This window comes from Hydrogenophaga sp. T66, assembly GCF_057219855.1.
On record NZ_JBXVVX010000005.1, the window covers coordinates 39,479 to 59,690 of the forward strand.

Sequence of the window (20,212 nt, forward strand, 5' to 3'; positions counted from 1 at the left end):
CGATCATGAATTTCGAGTACTTTTGCATCACAAACCCGGGTCTCGTTCGGGACAACAACGAGGACTCGGTGACGCTGGACACCGACAACCAGATCGCGATCCTGGCCGACGGCATGGGCGGCTACAACGCCGGCGAGGTGGCCAGCGCCATGGCCACCACCTTCATCCGCACCGAACTCGGCCGGTGGATCGCCGAAGGCGGCTTCGAAGCCAGCCCGCGAGAGCTCAAGCGCGCCATGGAAATCTGCATCGACAACGCCAACCGCTCCATCTTCAACGCCGCCAACGCCAACCCCCAGTACGCCGGCATGGGCACCACGCTGGTCATGGGCGTGTTCAGCGAAGGCCGCGCCATGATCGGCCACGTCGGCGACTCGCGCTGCTACCGGCTGCGCCGCGGCGAGTTCGCGCAGATCACCCGCGACCACTCCCTGCTGCAGGAGCAGATCGACGCCGGTCTGATTTCGGCCGAGCAGGCCCAGTACGCCACCCACAAAAACCTGGTCACCCGCGCCCTCGGCGTGGAGGACACGGTGCTGCTGGAAGTGAATGAGTTCCGGGTGGAGGACGACGACCTCTACCTCTTCTGCTCCGACGGCCTGAGCGACATGATGAGCGACGAGCGCATCGCCGCCGTGTTGGTCACCGCCGGCACGCTTGAGGAAAAAGCACGCGCGCTGGTGGATGGTGCCAACGAGTGCGGCGGACGCGACAATATTTCGGTCATACTCGCTCACGCCCGGTCCAAACCCGCACGGCGCGGCCTGTTGTCGCGCATGTTGGGGAAATAATCGCGCGTCGCATCAGACAATAAGACCACAGGATCACAGGAGTCGGCCATGCCGAAAATGATCGTTTCCATCGACGGCGTCGTCATCAAGGAAGTGCAGCTCACCAAAGACCGCACCACGCTCGGCCGCCGGCCGTACAACGACATCGTGATCGACAACCTGGCGGTCAGCGGCGAACACGCGGTCATGCAAATGAGCGGTGGCAGCGTCACCATCGAAGACCTCAACAGCACCAACGGCACCTACGTCAACGGCAAGGCGGTCAAGAAGCAGCAGCTGGCCAACGACGACCTGATCGAGATCGGCAAGTACAAGATCCGCTACGTCGCCGAGGGCAGCGAAACCGTCACCGCCGACCAGTACGAAAAAACCATGGTCATCAACGCCGGCAGCGTGGTCAACCCCGCCGGCGCGTCGGTGGGCAACGCCCTCATCCGGGTCATGTCGGGTTCGGCCGCTGGCCGCGAGCTGCCGCTGGTCAAGGTCGTCACCACCCTCGGCAAGCCGGGCGTCGCCGTGGCCGCCATCACCCGCCGGCCCCATGCGTATGTGATCGCCGTCGTCGAGGGCACCGTCCGTCCCACCGTCAACGGCCAGCCGCTGGGCAGCGACGCCGTCGACCTGCGCGATGGCGACCTGCTGGAACTGGGTGGCACCCAGATGCAGTTCGTGCTGCAGCCCTGAGCCGCTCCTGTCCCCCGCCGCTGCGCCGTCGGCCCCGCCGACCCGTGCGCGGAAAAACTGCGGAAAAAGTCCTATCCGCGCGGCGCCCGAGCCGCTAGGCTTGCTCCGCCATGATTCTTTTCCCTGCTCTCCTCCGCCAGCCATGAGGGTGCGCGTCCTGGGCTGCTCCGGCGCCATCGCCCACGGCTGCCGCACCACCGCCTTCCTGCTGGACGACAACGTGCTGGTCGACGCCGGCACCGGCGTCGGCGACCTCACGCTCGACGAGATGCGCCGCATCGATCACGTCCTGCTCACCCACGCCCACCTCGACCACGTGGCCGCGCTGCCGCTCATGCTCGACAGCGTCGCGTCCGCGCGCCTGGCCGCGGGTCGCCCGCCGATCGCGGTCCACGCCCTGGCCGGCACTATCGACGCCCTGCGCGCCCACCTGTTCAACAACACCATCTGGCCCGACTTCACCGCCATCCCCAGCGCCGGCGCCCCGCTCATGCGCTTTGAGCCGCTGGCCACGGGAGACGTGCTGCGCGTGGCCGGCAAGACCATCGAGGCCCTGCCCGCCGTCCACACCGTGCCCGCCGTGGGCTACGCCGCCCGCGGCGACGGCGACTGCTGGGTGTTCAGCGGCGACACCGGCCGCAACCCCGCTTTCTGGCAACGCATCAACCAGCTGCCCGTCGGCCACCTCGTCATCGAAACCGCCTTCAGCGACCGCGAGCAAGAACTCGCCCAGCGCAGCCTGCATCTCGCCCCGGCCAGCCTCGCCGAAGAACTCGCCCAGCTCGATCCCGCGCGCCGGTTCCCCATCTACGTCACCCACACCAAGCCGGCCGAGACCGAACTCATCGTCGATGAGATCCGCCGCTTCGACACCCGCCCCGGCCACGACATTCGCTGGCTCACCGCCGGCCAGATCTTCGACGTCTGACAATTTTTGTCACCCCTGTCACCCGGGGCTAAAAATTGTCGTCACCCCGCCTTCCGGGCGGCGCCCCCGGCGAGCCCAGCGGGCTCGGTGAACGCGCCAACCCCTCCTAAACTTCTCGGCACGCACCCTGCTGATGGGGCTGCGACCCACCCCCAACCCCTCCTAGGAGTGACCCCCATGAAGCGAATCCAACAAGGTTTCACGCTGATCGAACTGATGATCGTCGTGGCCATCATCGGTATCCTGGCCGCCGTGGCGCTGCCGGCTTATCAGGACTACACCACCCGGGCACGGGTGTCTGAAATCGTGCTGGCTGTCTCGGCCGCGCGCACCTCGCTGGCAGAAACCGCGGCCACCGAGGGTGCGATGCCTCTCGTAGGTAGCTTTGCGCTGGATAACCAGCAATCCCAGTTTGTCCAAGGCGTTGTGTATGCGCGTCAAGACGAATCGACTGGCACTATTACCGCTACGGGTGCAAACGATCCCCGAATTGTCGGTCAAACGCTGAGCATGCGTGGTACCCTGGCAGCGAACGGCCAAGTGAACTGGGATTGTGGTATCCCCGGCGATACGATTAACGTCCGTTTCCGTCCAGCAAGCTGCCGTTAAACGAAGGATAATTAAGAAAAGCCCCTTTCGGGGCTTTTCTTTTTGCATGTGGGTTTGTTGATGAAGGCGTTACCTCTTTGGACCCCTCTCGCATCGGTGCTGCTGGCCATGTCTTGGTTGCTGCCGAATGCTTCTCCACCGTGGCTTGCGTTTCACAAAGATGCGTGGATCTCCGGGGTGCTACTAGTAACTTTTATTGTTTGGTGTGCAAAGAGGAAAGGGGACGGATCGCGCAATGGTTTGGGGATAGATCTTATCGCCGGGGCTTTTATCCTATTGTTCCTGTTGTGTATTTATCAATGGGTTGCCGGGAAAATATACTTCATCGGGCACCTTGTTATTGCATTCTTGTACTTGATAGGTGCTGCCTTGGCGACCGTATTCGGTCGAGAGTGGAGCAGAGACAATCCGGAGCAATTTGGGAGATTTGTATTTCTTGGGCTTGTGATAGCAGCTTTTGGAACGGGCTTCTTTGTTCTTGTGCAATGGATGCAACTTTCTTTGATGGGTGTGTGGATCCAAGAGGTTGCCCCAACTCATCAACCGTATGGCAATTTGAACCAGCCGAACAATGCTGCTACCCTTATGGTGCTTGGGCAGGTTGGCCTTACATGGTTTGCATCGAGAAAAGAACTCAGGCCCAATGTCTGGATCATTGGGGCAGGGTTCTTGACTTTCACAATTTCGGTCACAGGTTCACGAATTGGATATCTTTCGTTCTTGGCCCTGATGTTGATTGTATTGGGTTTGGGATGGCGTAAAGAGGGATTTAAACCATGGTTTACTCGCGTCCTGTCGATAATTATTTTATTTTTCGTTAGTATCTTTCTGCTGAACTTGCCATCGACAGGAGGCGAGGCCCAACAAGTAACAACAAGTCCTGGAGCCTTTGAGCGAGATCTTACGAGCGCTCGGCTGTTCATCTGGCAAGCTTACATCGCTGCATCAATGAACGAGCCTTGGACAGGTTATGGCTTTGCGCAAAGTGTTCTCGCGCAACGTACGGCAGGCGATCTTGGCTTTGACCTCAAGGGGCTCTACACCTGGACGCACAATGTTTTCCTAGATATCGCTGTATGGTATGGAGTGCCGGTGTCCCTCGGCATCTTTGCTTTGATCGTCTGGGCTGCATACAGAGTTGTCATTTGCTGTACTGAAGTTGAAAATAGAATCTATGCTGCGGGCGTATTTGCGATCGGTTTGCACGGATGCGTTGAGTTACCCCTTGCTTTTGCTTATTTTTTGTTGCCTGCTTGTTTGATGATGGGGGCTCTTTCAATACCTGCCGGGATTCCATTTAGGGCAATAAATCTTCGCTTTGCACTTCCATGGGTCTTGGGGCTTGTGGTTGCGCTTGCTCTTGTTATTCACGATTATTTGCGTGTTGAAAGAGCTTTTTATGCATGGCGATTTGAGATTGCGCGGATCGACGCATCGGATTCTTGGGAGGCGCCGAGTGTTTATGCACTGAACCAGTTTGGTGCTGTTCTCTCTGGACTCCGTGGTTCTTCTGACTCCTTATCTCAAGAACAACTCGATGAATTTGAGCGAGGCATCGTACATCTTCCATCTCTTGTCGCGTTTCAGCATCTCGCGGAGATGCGTGCAAGACAAGGCGACGTTCTTGGCGCGCAGCGCGCTGTGGATTTGGCTATCCTTACGGCCAACCCACAGTTGCGAAAACTTGCATTGGCTCGTTGGCGATATCTTTCTTCCATCGATCCTTTGATTTCGAGGATTGAGTGGAAGGTGGCGCCTCGTTTAGAAAAATCTAGGCCCGAGTAGTTCCTATTGGTTTCAAATACATCAACTTTATTGTTTCCTATCAAAGTTCCACCCGGTTCTGCACTTGCGGATAAGGCTGAGTCGATCTGACGCCCGGTGCTAAATTCGTTGGAAAGAAATAGTCATGGTGTCTTTAATTGTCCGCATCCGCCACGCCGCGCCCGCAGCGGGCGTGCATTTTCTGTTGTCCCTGGCGGTGTCCCTGCTGGCGGCGTTGCTGGTCTGGGGCGTCTGGTACCCCTCGCCGTTTGACGAGCTGTCCGGTGGGCGGGAATTGTTCCTGCTTGTGGTGGCGGTGGACGTGGTGTGCGGTCCGTTGCTCACGCTGGTGGTCTTCAACCGCGCGAAGCCGCGCGGCGAGTTGCTGCGTGACCTGGGTCTGATCGGCGTGCTGCAGCTCGCGGCCCTGCTGTACGGCTTGTGGACGGTGCACGAGGCCCGCCCGATGTACCTGGTGCACGAGTTCGACCGTTTTCGCGTGATTGCCGCGCCGGACTACCTGGGGGTGGACGTCCGGTCGGACCTGGACGCACTGCCCCCGGCGTTGCAGCAGCGTCCCTGGCGCGGGCCGATCACGGTCGGGCTGCGGCCGGCCAAGGACATGACCGAGCACGCCGAGATCCTGTTCGAGGCGATTTCTGGCGGCCGTGACTTCGCCCAGCGCCCCAACTTCTACATCCCATACGACCCCGCCTATGCCAGCCAGGCCATGCAGCGGGCGCGTCCGCTGAGCCGGTTCGTGGAGCGGTTCCCGGCCGCGCGGGCGCGGGTGGAGCGGGAGCTGGGGTCGTCGGGGGTTGCCGTGGCGGATGCGCTGTTCTTGCCGGTGGTGCACCGCCAGGAGTGGATCGCGCTGCTGGACCGTCAGGGGCGCATCCTGGGGTTCGCGCCCGGCGACGGGTTTGCCGTGCCTTGAGCGGCGCGGCCGCGGTGGCTCAGGCGCTGCCTTTGTCCGCGGGGCTGGTGGCGTCAGCCACAAACACGCCGCTTTTGCCGCCGCGTTTTTCCAGCAGGCGCACGCCGTCGATCACCATGCCGCGATCGACCGCCTTGCACATGTCGTAGATGGTGAGCAGGGCCACGCTGGCGGCGGTGAGGGCTTCCATTTCCACGCCGGTCTGGCCGGTGCACTCCGCGGTGGCGGTGCAGTGCACCCCCGGCAGCGCGGGGTCGGTGCGGAACTCCACCGCGACGCGGGTGAGGCCGATCGGGTGGCACAGCGGGATGAGGTCGCTGGTTTTCTTGGCGGCCATGATGCCGGCCAGCCGGGCGATGCCCAGCACATCGCCCTTTTTCGCCGTGCCGTGCTCGATGAGCGCCAGCGTGGCGGGCTCCATGCGGATGCGGCCTTCGGTGACGGCGATGCGGTGGGTGCTGGCCTTGCTGCCGACGTCGACCATGTGGGCCTGGCCCTGGGCGTCGAAGTGCGTGAGGGGGCTGGCGGGGGCGGCGGGCGTGGTGGTGTCGGGCATGGTCTGGCAGACAGACGGGGGCGGGTGGATTTACACCGGCGTAACCGAACCCCGGCGCAAGCGCGGCATCATACGGCGATGAGCTTTCCCTCCCGATTCGCCCGGTGGGCGCCGGCCCGGTCGCTCACGACCGTCGGCCTGGCCCTGGCCCTGGTGTTCCCGGCCGCGCCGGCCGGGGCGCATTCTCCGGCGGCTGGCCTGCACGCCGCGGGTCCGCGCGACGGCCCGACGGCCCAGGCCCTGCCCAGCCTGGGCGACGGCGACGGCATGAGCGTGGCCGCGGAGCGGCGGCTGGGCGACCGCATCGTGCGCAGCCTCTATGCCGACCCGTCCTACCTGGACGATCCGGTGATTGGCGACTACCTGCAGGCGCTGTGGCAGCCGCTCATGGCGGCGGCGCGCGACCGCGGCGAGGTGTCGCCGGAGCTGGCCGAGCGCCTCGCCTGGGAGCTGCTGGTGTCGCGCGACAAGTCGGTCAACGCCTTCGCCATGCCCGGTGGCTACCTCGGGATCCACCTCGGGCTGCTCGCCGTGACCGAGCGGCCGGAGGAGGTGGCTTCCGTGCTCGCGCACGAGCTCAGCCACGTCTCCCAGCGCCACATCGCCCGGATGATTTCGCGCGAAGAGCGCATGGCGCCGTGGATGATCGGCGCCATGATCCTCGGCGCACTGGCCGCCGGATCCAACCCCAACGTCGCCGGCGCGGCGATGGCCGGCAGCACGGCGGTGGCGGCACAGCGCGGCCTCAACTTCTCGCGCGACATGGAGCGCGAAGCCGACCGGGTGGGCTTTGGCGTGCTCACCGGGGCCGGCTTTGACGGTCAGGGTTTCGTGAGCATGTTCGACCGCCTGCAGCAGGCCTCGCGGCTCAACGACGACGGCGCCTTTCCCTATCTGCGCACGCACCCGCTCACCGCCGACCGCATCGCCGACATGCGCGCCCGCCTGCCGGTGGGGCCACTGGCCTCGGCCGCGCCGCGCGCGGGCTTGCCCACGCCCGCGCAGCACGCGCTGGTGGCGGCGCGCGCCCGTGTGCTGTCCGAGAACAACCCCGACCGCTGGCGCGCGTGGCTGCAGGTCGGCACGGCCGCCGGCGCCAGCGCAGGCGATCGCTACGCCGCCGCCCTGAGCGCTTTGCGCCTGGGCCAGCGCGACCGGGCCATCACCCTGGGCGAGAGCCTGCGGTTGGCGGCACCCGCGGAGGCGCGCCCGCTGGTGGAGTTCTTCCTCATGGAGGCCCTGCTCGCGCCCGGCCCCGGCCCGGCGGCCAACGGGCCGCTGCTGGCCGGCCTGCGCGACACCGCGCTGGCCGGCGGCTCGCGCAGCGCGGTGCTCTGGGGTGCGCAGGCGGCGCTGGCCACCGGCCAGACCGCGCGGGCCGCGCAACGCTTGCAGGAATGGGTGGTCATGTGGCCGCGCGATGCGCTGGCCTGGCAGACGCTGGCCCGCGTGCGCCAGGCCGAGGGCCTGACCTTGCACGCCGTGCGCGCCGAGGCCGAGGCGCGCGCGGCGCACCGCGACTTCAGCGGCGCTGCCGAGCGGCTGCGCGCGGCGCAGGCCCTGCCGCCGGCGGCGCGCGGCAACGACGCCATCGAGCTGGCCATCGTGGACAGCCGGCGCCGGGAGGTGGAGGCGCAGCTGCGCGAGCAACTGCGCGAAGAGAAAGAACCCTGAACTCAGCGCCCGGTGATGGCGAGCCCGGTTGCGGCGCGGCTCAGGCGGCCGGGCGGCCGCGCAGCGCCCCCAGCGCCGCATCGACCACCAGCATCAGCAGCGAATACATCACCGAGCCCAGCAGCGCGGCGCCAAAGCCGCGCACGAAGAAGCCGTCAAGCACCGACGCCGCCGCCCAGAACAGCAGCGCGTTGATCACGAACAGGAACAGCCCGAGCGTGACCACCGTGACCGGCAGCGTGAGGATCACGAGCACCGGGCGCAGCACCGCGTTGAACAGGCCGATGATGGCCGCGGCGATCAGCGCGGCACCGTAGCCCCGCAGCTGCACCCCGTCGTACACCGAAGCCACCAGCAGCAGCGCACACGCCGCCAGCAGCCAGCGCAGCAGCCAGATCATGGCGTGGCCGGCCGGTCAGGCCGCGGCGTTGTCGCCGCCGTCGCCGCGCTCGGCCGCGCGGCGGTTGTGCAGCCAGCCCGCCGCCAGCACGGCCACGATCACGCACGCCACCACGCCCCAGTACAGCGTGTTGGGCGTGCCGCCGGGCCGGAACCACTCGCCGAGCAGTTTTTCGTTGACGACCATCTTGCCCGCGGTGAACGCCAGCACGGCCGCGCCGATGTACATGATCACCGGGAAGCGCTCGACCAGACGCAGCACCAGCGTGCTGCCAAACACCACGATCGGGATGCTGATCAGCAGGCCGATCACCACCAGATCGAACGAGCCCTGGGCGGCGCCGGCCACGCCGAGCACGTTGTCGATGCCCATGATGGCGTCGGCGATCACGATCGTTTTCATGGCGCCCCAGAACGTGGTCGCCACCGGTCCGTGTTCGTCACCTTCGCCGTCGTCTTCGGCGATCAGCTTGTAGGCGATCCACACCAGCGCCAGGCCGCCGATGAGCATCAGGCCCGGAATCTTGAGCAGCCACACGACGGCCACGGTCATGGCCGAGCGCACGACGATGGCGCCCACCGTGCCCCAGACGATGGCTTTCTTCTGGTGTTCTTTGGGCAGGTTGCGGGCCGCCAGCGCGATCACGATGGCGTTGTCGCCGGCGAGCACGAGGTCGATGAGCACGATGGCCAGCAACGCCGACCACCAGGCGGTGGACATGAATTCCATGGAAACTCCTCCGGGCCCTCTCGCCCCTTTTGTAAACCCGGGATTTTACGAACCGACCCCCGCGGCGTCGTACGCAATAGCCGCAAACCCGAGGCCGGCGGTCGATCTGGCTATCATTCGCCTCCCCTTCGGACCCCCCCATGGCTGGCATCCACATCACCGACATCGAGGCCGCGATCAACTACTGGCGTGAGCGCTCACCCTCGCCGGACGGCGTGTCGTTGCCGCCCGAAACCCGGGCGCTGGCCGAGGTGTACGCGCTGCTGGTGTTCTACGGCGAGACCGAGGCCGACGAGTTCACGCTCCCGGCCAAGGCCGCCGCCGCCTGGCGCGCCTGGTACGACACCACGGCCGACACGCCTTGCATCGCCATTTGTTCCACCAGCCAGGGGGACGAGCAGTGCAAGGGCTGCGGGCGCAGTTTTGACGAGGTGCAGCGCTGGACGGAGATGACGCCCGGCGAGAAGCGCGCCACCTGGCGCCGCATCACGCAGGCGGGCGACGCGTGGCGCTTCAACCGCTACGCCGAGCGCGCCCGCGACGGGCGGGACGCGTCCGCGGGCCCGGCCACGTAACGCGCCGCGCGCCGGCGCTCAGACCCGGCGCGCGAGTTCTGCCGCCTTGCCCACGTAGCTGGCCGGCGTCATGCCCAGCAGCCGCTCTTTTTCGGCGGCCGGGATGTCCAGGCTGCGGATCAGGCCGTGCAGCGCCTCGGGCGTGACGGTCTTGCCGCGGGTGACTTCCTTCAGTTTCTCGTACGCGCCGGCGACGCCGAAGCGGCGCATCACCGTCTGGATCGGCTCGGCCAGCACCTCCCACGACGCGTCCAGGTCGTCGGCCAGCGCTTCCTCGTTGAGTTCCAGCTTGTTCAGGCCCACGCCCAGCGCGTGGTAGGCCAGCACCGCGTAGCCCAGCGCCACGCCCATGTTGCGCAGCACGGTGGAGTCGGTGAGGTCGCGTTGCCAGCGGCTGATCGGCAGCTTCTCGCTGAGGTGGCGCAGCAGGGCGTTGGACAGGCCCAGGTTGCCCTCGGCGTTCTCGAAATCGATCGGGTTGACCTTGTGCGGCATGGTCGACGAACCGATTTCGCCGGCCTTGAGCTTTTGCTTGAAGTAGCCCAGGCTCACGTAGCCCCAGATGTCGCGCGCCAGGTCGATGAGGATCGTGTTGGTGCGGGCCACCGCATCGAACAGCTCGGCCATGTAGTCGTGCGGCTCGATCTGGATGCTGTAGGGCTGGAAAGTCAGGCCCAGGCCGAGCGGCTCGGGCGTTTCGACCACGGTGCGGCTGAAGCCTTCCCAGTCGAAATCGGGCCAGGCGCTGAGGTGGGCGTTGTAGTTGCCCACCGCACCGTTCATCTTGCCCATGAGCTTCACGCCGGCGATCGCCGCGCGGGCGGTTTGCAGGCGCACCACCACGTTGGCCAGTTCCTTGCCCACGGTGGTCGGGCTGGCGGTCTGGCCGTGCGTGCGGCTGAGCATCGGCACGGCGGCCAGCGCGTGGGCCATGTCGCGCAGCTTGGCGATCACGCCGTCGAGCGCCGGCAGCAGCACCTGCTCGCGCGCGCCTTTGAGCTGCAGGGCGTGGCTGGTGTTGTTGATGTCTTCGCTGGTGCAGGCGAAGTGGACGAACTCGGCCGCCTTCTCCAGCTCTGGCCGGGCTTCGAACTTCGACTTGATCCAGTACTCCACGGCTTTCACATCGTGGTTGGTCGTTTTTTCGATGGCCTTGATCGCTTCGCCATCGGCCTCACTGAAGTTTTTCACCAGGCCCAGCAGGTAGGTGCGCGCGCCGGGCGACAACGGTTTGAACTCGGCGAAGCCGGCGTCGGACAGGGCGATGAACCACGCGATCTCCACCTGCACGCGGCGGTGCATGTAGCCCAGCTCGCTCATCAGCGGGCGCAGGGCGGCCAGGCGGTTGGCATAACGGCCGTCCAGCGGGGACAGGGCGGCGATCGGGGACAGGGCGGTGGCGGCCGCGCTGGCGGCGGCGGGGGCGGGGGTCGGGCGCATCCGGTGATTGTAGGAGTCCCCCATTTCCGCGGGGCTGCGTCAGCCGGGCGCCGGGGGTGTCTGGCTAGAATCGCCTTCCCCCGAACTCCCGGACGACCATGAAACTCATCGGCGCCATCACCAGCCCCTACGTGCGCAAAGTGCGCATCGTCATGGCCGAGAAGAAGCTCGATTACCAGTTCGTGCAGGAAGACGTCTGGTCCGCCGACACCACCATCGGCACCTCCAACCCCCTGGGCAAGGTCCCGTGTCTGGTGATGGAAGGCGGCGAGGCGGTGTTCGACTCGCGCGTCATCGTCGAATACCTCGACACGCTCTCGCCCGTGGGCAAGCTGATTCCCCCCAGCGGCCGCGAGCGCGCCGAGGTGAAGACCTGGGAAGCGCTGGCCGACGGCCTGCTCGACGCGGCCATCCTGGCCCGCCTGGAAGCCACCTGGGCCGGGCGCACGGCGGAGCAGCGCAGCCAGGCCTGGATCGACCGCCAGATGGACAAGATCCACGCCGCGCTCAAGGCCATGGGCCGCGGGCTGGGCGACAAGCCGTTTTGCAGCGGCATTCACCTGAGCCTGTCCGACATCGCCGTCGGCTGCGCGCTGGGCTACCTCGATTTCCGCTTCCCGGTGATCGACTGGCGCAGCGAGCACCCCAACCTCGCCAAGCTCGCCGAGAAGCTCAACCAGCGCCAGAGCTTCATCGACTCCAAACCCGCCTGAACCAAGGTCCCCCGCTGGCGGCTCGCCGGTGGCCCGCACCGCGCCCGCGCTCCCGCGAATGCCGCGGAACTGGCTCCGCCAGGCCGCAGGCATTGCCCCCTGGGGGGTGACGCGCCACCGGCGCGGCGCGGGGGGATCAACTGCCAGCGCGTTTTTTGAGCCAGCGCATCAGGCCGCCGAGCAGCGGCAGCTTCTCATACAGCTCTTCGGCGGCGTCCCAGTAGTCGCGGTGGTCGCTCACGCGGCCGTCGGGGGCCAGCCGCAGGTGCGAGCCGCCGCGGATGACCTGCGCGGTCTGGGTGTCGAAGCGCTTGAAGCGGAAGCGGAACTCCCACGCGAGAAAGGCCTGGCCGCCGTCCACCACCCGCTCGGTCACCACGAAGTGCGGTCCGTCGAGGCTGACGAACATGTGGGCGAAGATGGCGCGGATCGCGGCCACGCCCCGCACTTCGTTGAACGGGTCCTTGAAGCGCGCGTCGGCCGTGTAGTGCTCGGCCAGGCGGTCGAGGTTGTCCGGCGCGATGGCCTCAAAGTAGGTGCACAGCCGGTCCACGGCGGCGCGGGGGTCGGCGGCGACTTGGATTGTGTCGGCGGGTTCCATGCGCGTCACAGGCCGGTCATGCGCCGCACCAGCGGGAAGAACAGCCGGTAGGGCAGCAGGCGCAGCAGCTTCATTGCGCGGGTGAAGCGCTTGGGGTAGTGGATCTCAAAGGCGCCCCGTTCCCAGTCCGCGATCATGGATTCCGCGGCCTCGGCGGGCGTGATGAGGGCGGGCATGGTGAAGTCGTTCTGCGCCGTCAGCGGCGTCTGCACGAAACCGGGGTGAACCACGCTCACGCCCACGCCCAGCGGCCCAAGATCCAGGTAGAGGTTCTCCGCCAGGTTGGTGAGGGCGGCCTTGGTCGGGCCGTAGGCCAGGCTCTTGGGCAGGCCACGGAAGCCCGCCACGCTGCTGATGAGGCTGAGGTGGCCGTGGCCCTGCATGACCAGCGCCGGCACCAGCGCGTCCATCAGGTGCAGCGCGCCCACGTAGTTGATGTCGAGGTGGCGCCGCAGGTCGGCCATGTCGATGGCGGTGGCGCGCATCTCGCGGTAGTGGCCGGCGCAGTACACGACCAGGTCGAGCGGCCCTTGCGCCAGGATGGCGCGCGTGGTGGCGTTCACGGCCGCGGCGTTGGTGACGTCCAGCGGCCAGGCCTGCGCCAGCGCGCCGTCGCGCGGCGGATGGGCGTCAACAAAGGTCTGCAGGGCCTCGGCCTTGCGGGCCGACAGCAAGACCTGGGCGCCACGCCGGTACAGGGCCTCGGCGCAGGCTTCGCCGATGCCGCTGGAGGCGCCGACCAGCCAGACGCGGCGGCCCCGCCAATCGGTGATCGGCGGGTTCAGCGGCGCGAACAGACCGCGGCGGGCGGGCGGTGCGGTCGGTGGCCGGGCGCTGCGCGCGGTACCGGCGGTGTGGGGCAGGGAGGTGTTCATGGCCGCTTCACGAAGGTCAGCGTGACCTCGCCCAGCCGCACGCCGAACTTGCTCATCTCGGCCTTGTTGAGCATCACGCGGTCGTCCATCAGGTACATCCAGTCGTCGAACTGCACTTCCCACACGCGGCCCTCCACCGGCAGCAGCAGGGTGTAGTTCCAGCGGAAGGCGTTGCCGCGGGTTTCGCCCACCGCCTCGCCCTTCACGTCGTCGGCGGTGCCGCTGTAGCGGCCGTCGCCGAGGTACTTCAGGCGCCAGATGCGCTTCTGGGTGGTGCCGTCGGAGTAGATGAAGTCCTCGTCGAGCACGCCCTCGTTGCCGTTCCAGGTGCAGCGCATCACGACCGTGAAGCGCTTGACCACGGCGCCGCTGCGGTCGGTGAAGATGCCGAAGGCGTCGAGCGTGCCGTTGAAGTACTGGCGCAGGTCGAGCACGGGCTTTTCGTTGGCGTACTGCGCGATCTGCGGGCCGGCGCAGCCGGCGAGGGTGACGGTGCCGGCGATGCCGGCGGCGAGCAGGAGTCGTCGTTGCATGGCGGTCTCAGGTCGTGGTGTGGGGGGAGGGCGCCGCGGGCGCGGCGGAGGGACGGATGACCAGGGTGTAGAGCGCACCGGCGGCCAGGAGTTTGAGCGCGCAGGGCAGCAGGCAGTAGGCGATGGTGAGCGTTTGCAGCGCCTCGGGGTCGCGCGCGCCGGGGCTGTAGCCGAACCAGCCCAGCAGCGGCAGGGCCAGGCCGGCGGCCAGGGCGAGGTTGAGCTTGTTGGCGAAGTTCCACCAGCCGAAGTAGGCGCCTTCGCCGCGGCCGCGCTCGCCGAGCTGGCCGATCAGGCCGGCGAGCAGGGCGCTGGGCAGGGTGAGGTCGGTGCCCAGGGCGATGCCCGAGAGCGCGCAGACCACGAGGAAGGGCACCACATCGCCGGCGCCCAGCGTGGCCGCCCAGACGAACACGGCCACGGCCAGCGCCATGCCGGCCATCCAGGTGGGCGCCAGGCCCCAGCGCCCGACCAGCCGCACCCACAGCGGGATCGACAGCGCTGCGCAGAGGAAATAGACGCCGAGGAATGCCGGCTCCACCGAGGCCGGCGCCTGCAGCCGGTCCTGCACGAAGAACAGCACCAGCGTGGCGGGCACGGCGCTGGCCGTGCCGTTGATGACGAAGACGGCGAGCAGCCGCCGGAACGCCGGCTGGCGCAGCGGCGAGACGCGCGGTGCCGCGTCGCTCAGCGACGGGCTCGGGGGCGGGACGAGGCTGCGCGACCAGGCCAGCATGCCCAGCGCCAGCAACACCGCGAAGGCGATGACGGTGGCGCCCAGGCCGGCGGCGGTGGGTAGCACGGCGGCCGTGAGCACGCCGACCAGCGCCAGCGCCTCGCGCCACGCCACCACCCGGCTGCGCTGCGCTTCGCTGCCGCCCAGCCGCGCGCCCCAGGCCTGGTGCGCCACGCTGACGATGCTGAAGGCGGTGTAGGTGAAGGCCATGACCAGGCCGGCCCAGGTCAGCAGCGCAAAGGTGCTGCCGCGCACCGCGGTGGGCGGGAACAACAGGCCCCACAGGCCCAGCGCCAGCGCCACCGCGGCCAGCGCCGCCACGGCGAGCACGGCGCGCTGGTCGCGCGCGGCCAGCCGGTCGCACCAGCGGCCGATGATCGGATCGAGCACCGCGTCGACCAGCCGCGCGCCCAGCAGCACACCACCCAGCGCGCCCAGCGGCGCGGCGAATTCGCGCGCATAGTGGTTGGGCAGGATCACGTACAGCGGCAGCGCCACGAAGGCCAGCGGCAGCCCGAGCAGGCCGTAGCTCAGGCCGTGGCGCCAGGCGCCCGGGCCGATGAAGCGCGCGGCCGGGTCGGCGGCGCGGTGGGGGGCGGTCATGGCGCGCGCGGCGGGGCCGCCAGGGCCTGCAGCAGCGTCTCGCGCATGCGCGGCTGCGAGGTGCGGGGTGAGAGCCAGATGCCGAAGAAGCGGCGCGAGAAGGCGTCGTCCGCCACCTCGCCGAGCAGGCGCCCGTTGAGGTAGAAGCGCGCGCCGCTGCCGGGCACGTGAACGCCGGTGATGCGGTCGCCGCGCTGCACGTTGGGGAACAGGCGGGCCATCGCGTCGAGCCAGCGCGCGGCCTGCGCGTCGTCGAGCGCGCCGGTGTGGCGCATTTCGTCGACCGAGCGCTCGGCGATGTCCTTGCCGTCGAAGTTGCGCAGGTAGTTCAGCTCCAGCGCGAAGCGGTGCTCGCCGAAGCGCGCGGCGTCGAAGCCGGGCAGGGTGTAGAGCGTGGCGTCATAGATGTCGAAGCCCCACACCTTCAGCCGCGCCCGGCCGCTGGCGGCCTTGTCCTGCAGCGCGGCGGTGAGCGTGGGTTCGGCCGGCGCCGGCTGCGCGGCCACCGGGCCGCTGGCCAGCAGGAGGCCGGCGGCCAGCAGGGCGCCCGAGGCGGCGAGGCGGGCGCGGGCGGGCAGGGATCGGGTGGCGGGTCGGACGTCCATGGCGGATCGCTCCGGGCTCAGGCGGGCTTGTGCAGCGTGTACTGCACGACATCGATGCTGCGGCCGCGGAAGCCCGCCTCGCAGTACGCGAGGTAGAACTCCCAGATGCGCAGGAAGCGCTGGTCGAAGCCTTGGGCGAGCACGCGCTCCTGCTCGTGCAGGAAGCGCTCGCGCCACAGCGCCAGCGTGCGGGCGTAGTCGAGGCCGAAGGCGAATTCGTCGCTGACCTGCAGGCCGGCGGCGCGCGCCTGGGCGCGGAACTCGCGCGGGCAGGGCAGGCAGCCGCCGGGGAAGACGTACTGCTGGATGAAGTCGGTGCCCTTGATGTAGCGGTCGAACAGCGCGTCGTCGATGACGATGCTCTGGATGCAGGCGCGCCCGCCCGGTTTGAGCAGCCGGGCGACGGTGCGGAAGTAGGTCGGCCAGTACTCGCGCCCGACGGCTTCGATCATTTCGATCGAGCAGATGGCGTCGAACGGCGGGTCCTGGATGTCGCGGTAGTCCTGCAGCCGCAGGTCGGCGCGGTCGGTGCGGCCGATGCGCGCCATGCGGTCCTGCGCCCAGGCCAGCTGCTCGGTCGACAGCGTCACGCCGGTGAGGTGGGCGTCGAACTCGGTGGTGGCTTTTTCGGCGAGCGCGCCCCAGCCGCAGCCGATCTCCAGCACGCGCTCACCCGGCTTGACCTGCACCATGCGCAGCGCACGCCGCACCTTGGCGTGCTGCGCTTCGACCAGCGATTGCTCGGGCGTCTCGAACCAGGCCGACGAGTAGTTCATGGTCTCGTCGAGCCACAGGCCGTAGAAGGCGTTGCCCAGGTCGTAGTGGGCGTGGATGTTTTTGCGGCTGTTGGTCTTGCTGTTGCGGTTGAGCAGGTGGCGGATGCGGTACGCCAGCCGACCCAGCCAGGAGCCGTAAATGACGTCCTCCACCTCGCGGCGGTTGGCCAGCATCAGCTCCAGCAGCGCGGTGAGGTTGGGCGTGCTCCAGTCGCCGTTGATGAAGGTTTCGGCGAAGCCGATGTCACCCGATTTCAGCGCCGCGCCGCAGACCGCCCAGTTGTGCAGCTTCATGCTGGCGTGCGGGCCTTCGGTGCTGCCGAAGCGCTGCACGCTGCCGTCGGGCAGGGTCACGGTCAGGCTGCCGTGGGAGAGGCGCTGCAGCAGCTGCAGCGTGGTGCGCGCGGCGGCGGGGGCGTTGTCCGGCAGGGCGAAGCCGGCGGGCTGTCGGGTGGCGGTCTGGCTGGTCATGGGCGGACGGTGGCGGTCGGGCGGTCTGGGTCGGACGATCCTGGGCGGCGGTCACAGCGGCCGCTGGGCCGAGGTGATGAAGTCGCGCGGGGCGGGCGGTTGGCGGAAGAACGGGGCGCGCTTGATCCACAGGCGCAGGGCCTGCCAATGGATGCGGGCGATCACGCCGAGCGTCATGGCGGGGTAGGACCACAGGGCGCGGCGCGTGGTGGTGGCGTCCAGCGGCACGAGATCGCCGCTCACGCTGGTGTTGAGCAGCGCCGGCGCCTCGGGGCGCTCGTCGTCGAAGTAGTCGATGCGCGCCACCGTGCGCGGCACGGCGCCCACGGCGCTCGGGCGTTCGGTTCGCATGAACACGAAGCGGTAGCGGCCCTGCACCGGGCAAAACGGCGAGACGTGAAACACCTTGGCGGCTTCGCAGGGCTGGCCGTAGGTGGGGGCGTCGAGCAGGTAACCGTGGCGCTCGCCGAAGGTGTTGTTCACCTCGGCCAGCACGGCGCGCAGCGAGCCGTCGGGGCGGTGGCAGTACCAGAAGCTCACCGGCTTGAAGACAAAGCCCAGCACGCGCGGGTAGGTGTGCAGCCAGACTTCGCCGGTGGCGTCGTGGATGCCGTGGCTGGCCAGGACCTCGTCGAGCCAGCTCAGCGCGTCCTCGCGGCCGTCGCCGTGGTCGCGGTCGTGGAAGCTCAGGGCGGCGGCGCGGTTGCGTGCCAGCGCGCCGGGGCCGTGGGCGCGCAGGCTGCGCATCGGCAGCATCAGGAAATAGGTCGGGTAGACGAAGGCGTTGTGGCGCGGGCGGTGCCGCGTGTGGCGCACGCGGCCGAAGCCGATCAGCGGCTCGGCCGGCCGGCCTAGCAGCTCAAGCGCCGCGGTGTTCACGCAAACACCCCCGGCAGCGCGTCGCGGCGCGCCTGGTCGTCGGTGGTCCGCGGCGTGAGGCCAAACGCGTCGATCAGGGCGCGCGCGGCCTGCAGCCCGGCCTTCAGGCCGTCCTCGTGGAAACCGTAGCCGCACCAGGCGCCGGCGTAGAAGGTCTTGAGGTGGCCCTGCAGCTGCGGCACGCGGCCTTGCGCGCGGATGGCGCCGAGATCAAACACCGGGTGGTCGTAGTCCCAGGCGCCGACCACGGTGCGTTCGTCGATCGGCTGCGTCGGATTCAGCGACACCACCACCGGTTGCTTCACCGGCAGCGGCTGCAGGCGGTTGAGCAGGTAGTGCAGGCACACGCGGGCCGACTCCTGCGCGGCCGGCGCGCGCTCGTAGTTCCACGCCGCCCACGCCGACTCGCGCTGCGGCAGCACGCGCACGTCGGTGTGCAGCAGCGCGCGGTTGGCCTGGTAGCGGATCGCCCCCAGCACCTCGCGCTCATCCGCCGAGGCCTCGCCGCCGAGCAGGCGCAGCGACTGGTCGGAGTGGCAGGCCAGGATCACCGCATCGAACCGTTCCACCCGTCCGGCGCTGACCACGCGCACGCCTTCGGCGTCGCGCAGGATCTGCTGGACCGGCGTCTTCAGCCGCTTGTCGGCGATGCGGTCGGTGATCTTGTGCACGTACTGGCGCGCGCCGCCGGCCACCGTGTACCACTGCGGCCGGTTGGCGATCTGGATCAGGCCGTGGTTGTGGCAGAAGCGCACCATCGTGGCGACCGGGAATTGCAGCATCTGGTCCGTCGGGCAGCTCCAGATGCAGCCCATCATCGGCAGGAAATACCAGTCGCGGAATTCGGCGGAGAAGCCCTGCTCGCGCAGGAAATCGCCCAGGGGTTGCAGCAGCGGGCTGTTCGGGCGCAGGTCTTCGCCGCGCTCGGCCAGCCGGGTGGTCACCCGGTTGAAGCGCACGATGTCGGCCAGCATGCGCCAGAAGCGCGGGTTGAGCAGGTTGCGGCGCTGGGCGAACACCGTCGACAGCGACGAGCCGCTCCACTCCAGCGACCCGCCATCGGGCGCGGCGCCGGGCGCCTGCACCGAAAACGACATGTCCGATTCAGCGATCGGCACGTCGAGCTGCGAAAACAGCGCCAGCAGGTTCGGGTAGGTGCGCTCGTTGAGCACCAGAAAGCCCGTGTCCACGCCGAAGCTCACCGGCCGGCCCTGCGCGTCGGGCAGGGTCATGTCGACCGTGTGGGTGTGACCGCCGAAGTAATCGTTGGCCTCAAACAGGGTGATGTCGGCCAGGCCTTGCAGCGTGTGGGCTGCCGCCAGCCCGGAAATGCCGGAGCCGACGACCGCCACCCGGGGCATCGGACGCACCAGCGGCGCGCCGTTGGGCGTGCTGGGCGTGTGCGGGTCGGTGTACATCAGCACACCTCCCGCGCCGGAAAAGAAAGGCCTGCGAAGCGCCCCGAAACGAACAAGGGAGGGAGGGAGGAGGAGGAGAAGCGCCTCGGGATTGCAGGCCTTGCGGCCAGGCTTCGCAGTGCAAAACGGGGATCGAACCTCCCACCGCTTACCGCCGCTGAGAGCGCGGGGCGGTCGGAAAAGTTCCGACGGGTGTGACGGTGGGTCGGGAGGGGCATGCGGTGGCTCCGTGGACCGGCGGACGATCCGCCGTGAAAACCGATTGGTCTCATTGTGACTGATCAGTCACGATTTGGTCGAGAGCATTTGCTCGATAACCTTCACGAACTGGGGGTCTTTGGGTTCGACCGCGCTGGGGAAGCTGCGCACCGTCTGGCCGTCGCGGGCGATCAGGTACTTGTGGAAGTTCCATTGCGGGCGCTGGCCGGTGCGCTCGGCGAGCTGGCGGTACAGCGGGTTGGCCTGTGGGCCGACCACGTGGGACTTGCTGAACATCGGGAATTTCACGCCGAAGGTGTTTTCGCAGAAATCGGCGATCGCCCGGTTGTTGCCCGGCTCCTGCTGGCCGAAATCGTTGGCCGGAAAGCCCAGGACCGTCAGCCCGCGCGCCTGGTAGCGCGCGTGCAGCGCTTCCAGGCCCTCGTACTGCCCGGTGAAGCCGCAGTAGCTGGCGGTGTTCACCACCAGCAGCACGCGCCCGGCGTACTGGCACAGCGACTGAGGCTTCTCGTCCTGTAGGCGGTCGAAGCGGTGCTGCAGCAGCGCCGGGCAGGCCGCGGCCGGGGTGCCCTGGGCCCACGCGGGCAGGGCCAGCGCGGCCGCGGCCCCGGCGAGCAGGCGGCGCCGCGCGAGCGCGTCCCGCGGGGGTGCCGCAGGGACATTGGTGATAAACGTCGCTACTTTCATGCGGTGACC

Annotated in this window: 22 protein-coding genes; 9 read left to right on the plus strand and 13 right to left on the minus strand. The window is 68.0% G+C overall.

The features are described from left to right. Positions 1-5: 5 nt before the first annotated feature. The 6 genes from AC2D80_RS14570 to AC2D80_RS14595 all read left to right on the plus strand — a co-directional run bounded on the left by AC2D80_RS14570 (position 6) and on the right by AC2D80_RS14595 (position 5,713). Positions 6-791 (plus strand): Stp1/IreP family PP2C-type Ser/Thr phosphatase, encoded by a 786-nt coding sequence (locus tag AC2D80_RS14570; RefSeq protein ID WP_484633758.1) that lies wholly within the window; start codon positions 6-8, stop codon positions 789-791. A 48-nt stretch (positions 792-839) separates the two neighbouring features. Continuing rightward, positions 840-1,475, plus strand: coding sequence for an FHA domain-containing protein (locus tag AC2D80_RS14575; protein ID WP_484633759.1), 636 nt, complete (start codon positions 840-842; stop codon positions 1,473-1,475). A gap of 142 nt (positions 1,476-1,617) precedes the next feature. Next, positions 1,618-2,403: an MBL fold metallo-hydrolase gene (locus AC2D80_RS14580; RefSeq protein WP_484633760.1), complete on the plus strand. Its 786-nt coding sequence runs from the start codon at positions 1,618-1,620 to the stop codon at positions 2,401-2,403. 177 nt (positions 2,404-2,580) lie between these two features. Further along, positions 2,581-3,012, plus strand: coding sequence for a pilin (locus AC2D80_RS14585; RefSeq protein WP_484633761.1), 432 nt, complete (start codon positions 2,581-2,583; stop codon positions 3,010-3,012). A 108-nt stretch (positions 3,013-3,120) separates the two neighbouring features. Further along, positions 3,121-4,797 (plus strand): PglL family O-oligosaccharyltransferase, encoded by a 1,677-nt coding sequence (locus AC2D80_RS14590; RefSeq protein ID WP_484633762.1) that lies wholly within the window; start codon positions 3,121-3,123, stop codon positions 4,795-4,797. A gap of 124 nt (positions 4,798-4,921) precedes the next feature. Beyond that, a complete protein-coding gene (locus AC2D80_RS14595) occupies positions 4,922-5,713 on the plus strand; it encodes a pilus assembly protein (RefSeq protein ID WP_484633763.1) in 792 nt (263 codons plus the stop codon). A gap of 19 nt (positions 5,714-5,732) precedes the next feature. On the opposite strand, the gene moaC is transcribed toward AC2D80_RS14595, so the two are convergent. Further along, the gene (gene moaC / locus AC2D80_RS14600; RefSeq protein ID WP_484633764.1) at positions 5,733-6,269 is read right to left on the minus strand and encodes a cyclic pyranopterin monophosphate synthase MoaC; all 537 of its coding nucleotides are present in this window, start codon (positions 6,267-6,269) and stop codon (positions 5,733-5,735) included. A gap of 78 nt (positions 6,270-6,347) precedes the next feature. On the opposite strand from moaC, the gene AC2D80_RS14605 reads away from it, so the two are divergent. Continuing rightward, positions 6,348-7,943 carry a M48 family metalloprotease gene (locus AC2D80_RS14605; RefSeq protein ID WP_484633765.1) on the plus strand — a complete coding sequence of 532 codons (1,596 nt, stop codon included), beginning with the start codon at positions 6,348-6,350 and terminating at the stop codon, positions 7,941-7,943. Between the two features lie 40 nt (positions 7,944-7,983). Here AC2D80_RS14605 and AC2D80_RS14610 read toward each other — a convergent pair whose 3' ends face one another. Both AC2D80_RS14610 and AC2D80_RS14615 read right to left on the minus strand, forming a co-directional pair. Beyond that, a complete protein-coding gene (locus AC2D80_RS14610; protein WP_484633766.1) occupies positions 7,984-8,343 on the minus strand; it encodes a phage holin family protein in 360 nt (119 codons plus the stop codon). Between the two features lie 15 nt (positions 8,344-8,358). Then, a complete protein-coding gene (locus tag AC2D80_RS14615) occupies positions 8,359-9,072 on the minus strand; it encodes a TerC family protein (RefSeq protein ID WP_484633767.1) in 714 nt (237 codons plus the stop codon). Between the two features lie 140 nt (positions 9,073-9,212). Between AC2D80_RS14615 and AC2D80_RS14620 the strand changes: the two genes are divergently transcribed. Then, on the plus strand, positions 9,213-9,647 hold the full coding sequence (locus AC2D80_RS14620; RefSeq protein ID WP_484633768.1) for a DUF3717 domain-containing protein: 435 nt from the start codon (positions 9,213-9,215) through the stop codon (positions 9,645-9,647). Positions 9,648-9,665: 18 nt separating this feature from the next. On the opposite strand, the gene purB is transcribed toward AC2D80_RS14620, so the two are convergent. Then, complete coding sequence (gene purB / locus AC2D80_RS14625) at positions 9,666-11,087, minus strand: adenylosuccinate lyase (protein WP_484633769.1); 1,422 nt, start codon at positions 11,085-11,087, stop codon at positions 9,666-9,668. Between the two features lie 98 nt (positions 11,088-11,185). On the opposite strand from purB, the gene AC2D80_RS14630 reads away from it, so the two are divergent. Continuing rightward, on the plus strand, positions 11,186-11,800 hold the full coding sequence (locus AC2D80_RS14630) for a glutathione S-transferase C-terminal domain-containing protein (protein ID WP_484633770.1): 615 nt from the start codon (positions 11,186-11,188) through the stop codon (positions 11,798-11,800). A 136-nt stretch (positions 11,801-11,936) separates the two neighbouring features. On the opposite strand, the gene AC2D80_RS14635 is transcribed toward AC2D80_RS14630, so the two are convergent. The 9 genes from AC2D80_RS14635 to AC2D80_RS14675 all read right to left on the minus strand — a co-directional run bounded on the left by AC2D80_RS14635 (position 11,937) and on the right by AC2D80_RS14675 (position 20,203). After that, a complete protein-coding gene (locus tag AC2D80_RS14635; RefSeq protein WP_484633771.1) occupies positions 11,937-12,401 on the minus strand; it encodes a nuclear transport factor 2 family protein in 465 nt (154 codons plus the stop codon). A gap of 5 nt (positions 12,402-12,406) precedes the next feature. Further along, positions 12,407-13,276: an SDR family NAD(P)-dependent oxidoreductase gene (locus tag AC2D80_RS14640; RefSeq protein WP_484633772.1), complete on the minus strand. Its 870-nt coding sequence runs from the start codon at positions 13,274-13,276 to the stop codon at positions 12,407-12,409. After that, complete coding sequence (locus AC2D80_RS14645; protein ID WP_484633773.1) at positions 13,273-13,809, minus strand: DUF3833 domain-containing protein; 537 nt, start codon at positions 13,807-13,809, stop codon at positions 13,273-13,275. The genes AC2D80_RS14640 and AC2D80_RS14645 overlap by 4 nt, the downstream gene beginning before the upstream one ends. A gap of 7 nt (positions 13,810-13,816) precedes the next feature. Then, the gene (locus AC2D80_RS14650; RefSeq protein ID WP_484633774.1) at positions 13,817-15,148 is read right to left on the minus strand and encodes an MFS transporter; all 1,332 of its coding nucleotides are present in this window, start codon (positions 15,146-15,148) and stop codon (positions 13,817-13,819) included. Further along, positions 15,145-15,753, minus strand: coding sequence for a chalcone isomerase family protein (locus tag AC2D80_RS14655; protein ID WP_484633775.1), 609 nt, complete (start codon positions 15,751-15,753; stop codon positions 15,145-15,147). The genes AC2D80_RS14650 and AC2D80_RS14655 overlap by 4 nt, the downstream gene beginning before the upstream one ends. A gap of 17 nt (positions 15,754-15,770) precedes the next feature. Continuing rightward, positions 15,771-17,000: a class I SAM-dependent methyltransferase gene (locus AC2D80_RS14660; RefSeq protein ID WP_484633776.1), complete on the minus strand. Its 1,230-nt coding sequence runs from the start codon at positions 16,998-17,000 to the stop codon at positions 15,771-15,773. 51 nt (positions 17,001-17,051) lie between these two features. After that, positions 17,052-17,879 carry a DUF1365 domain-containing protein gene (locus tag AC2D80_RS14665; protein ID WP_484633777.1) on the minus strand — a complete coding sequence of 276 codons (828 nt, stop codon included), beginning with the start codon at positions 17,877-17,879 and terminating at the stop codon, positions 17,052-17,054. Further along, a complete protein-coding gene (locus AC2D80_RS14670) occupies positions 17,876-19,240 on the minus strand; it encodes an NAD(P)/FAD-dependent oxidoreductase (RefSeq protein ID WP_484633813.1) in 1,365 nt (454 codons plus the stop codon). The genes AC2D80_RS14665 and AC2D80_RS14670 overlap by 4 nt, the downstream gene beginning before the upstream one ends. Positions 19,241-19,582: 342 nt before the next feature. Then, the gene (locus AC2D80_RS14675; RefSeq protein ID WP_484633778.1) at positions 19,583-20,203 is read right to left on the minus strand and encodes a glutathione peroxidase; all 621 of its coding nucleotides are present in this window, start codon (positions 20,201-20,203) and stop codon (positions 19,583-19,585) included. Positions 20,204-20,212: the final 9 nt, after the last annotated feature.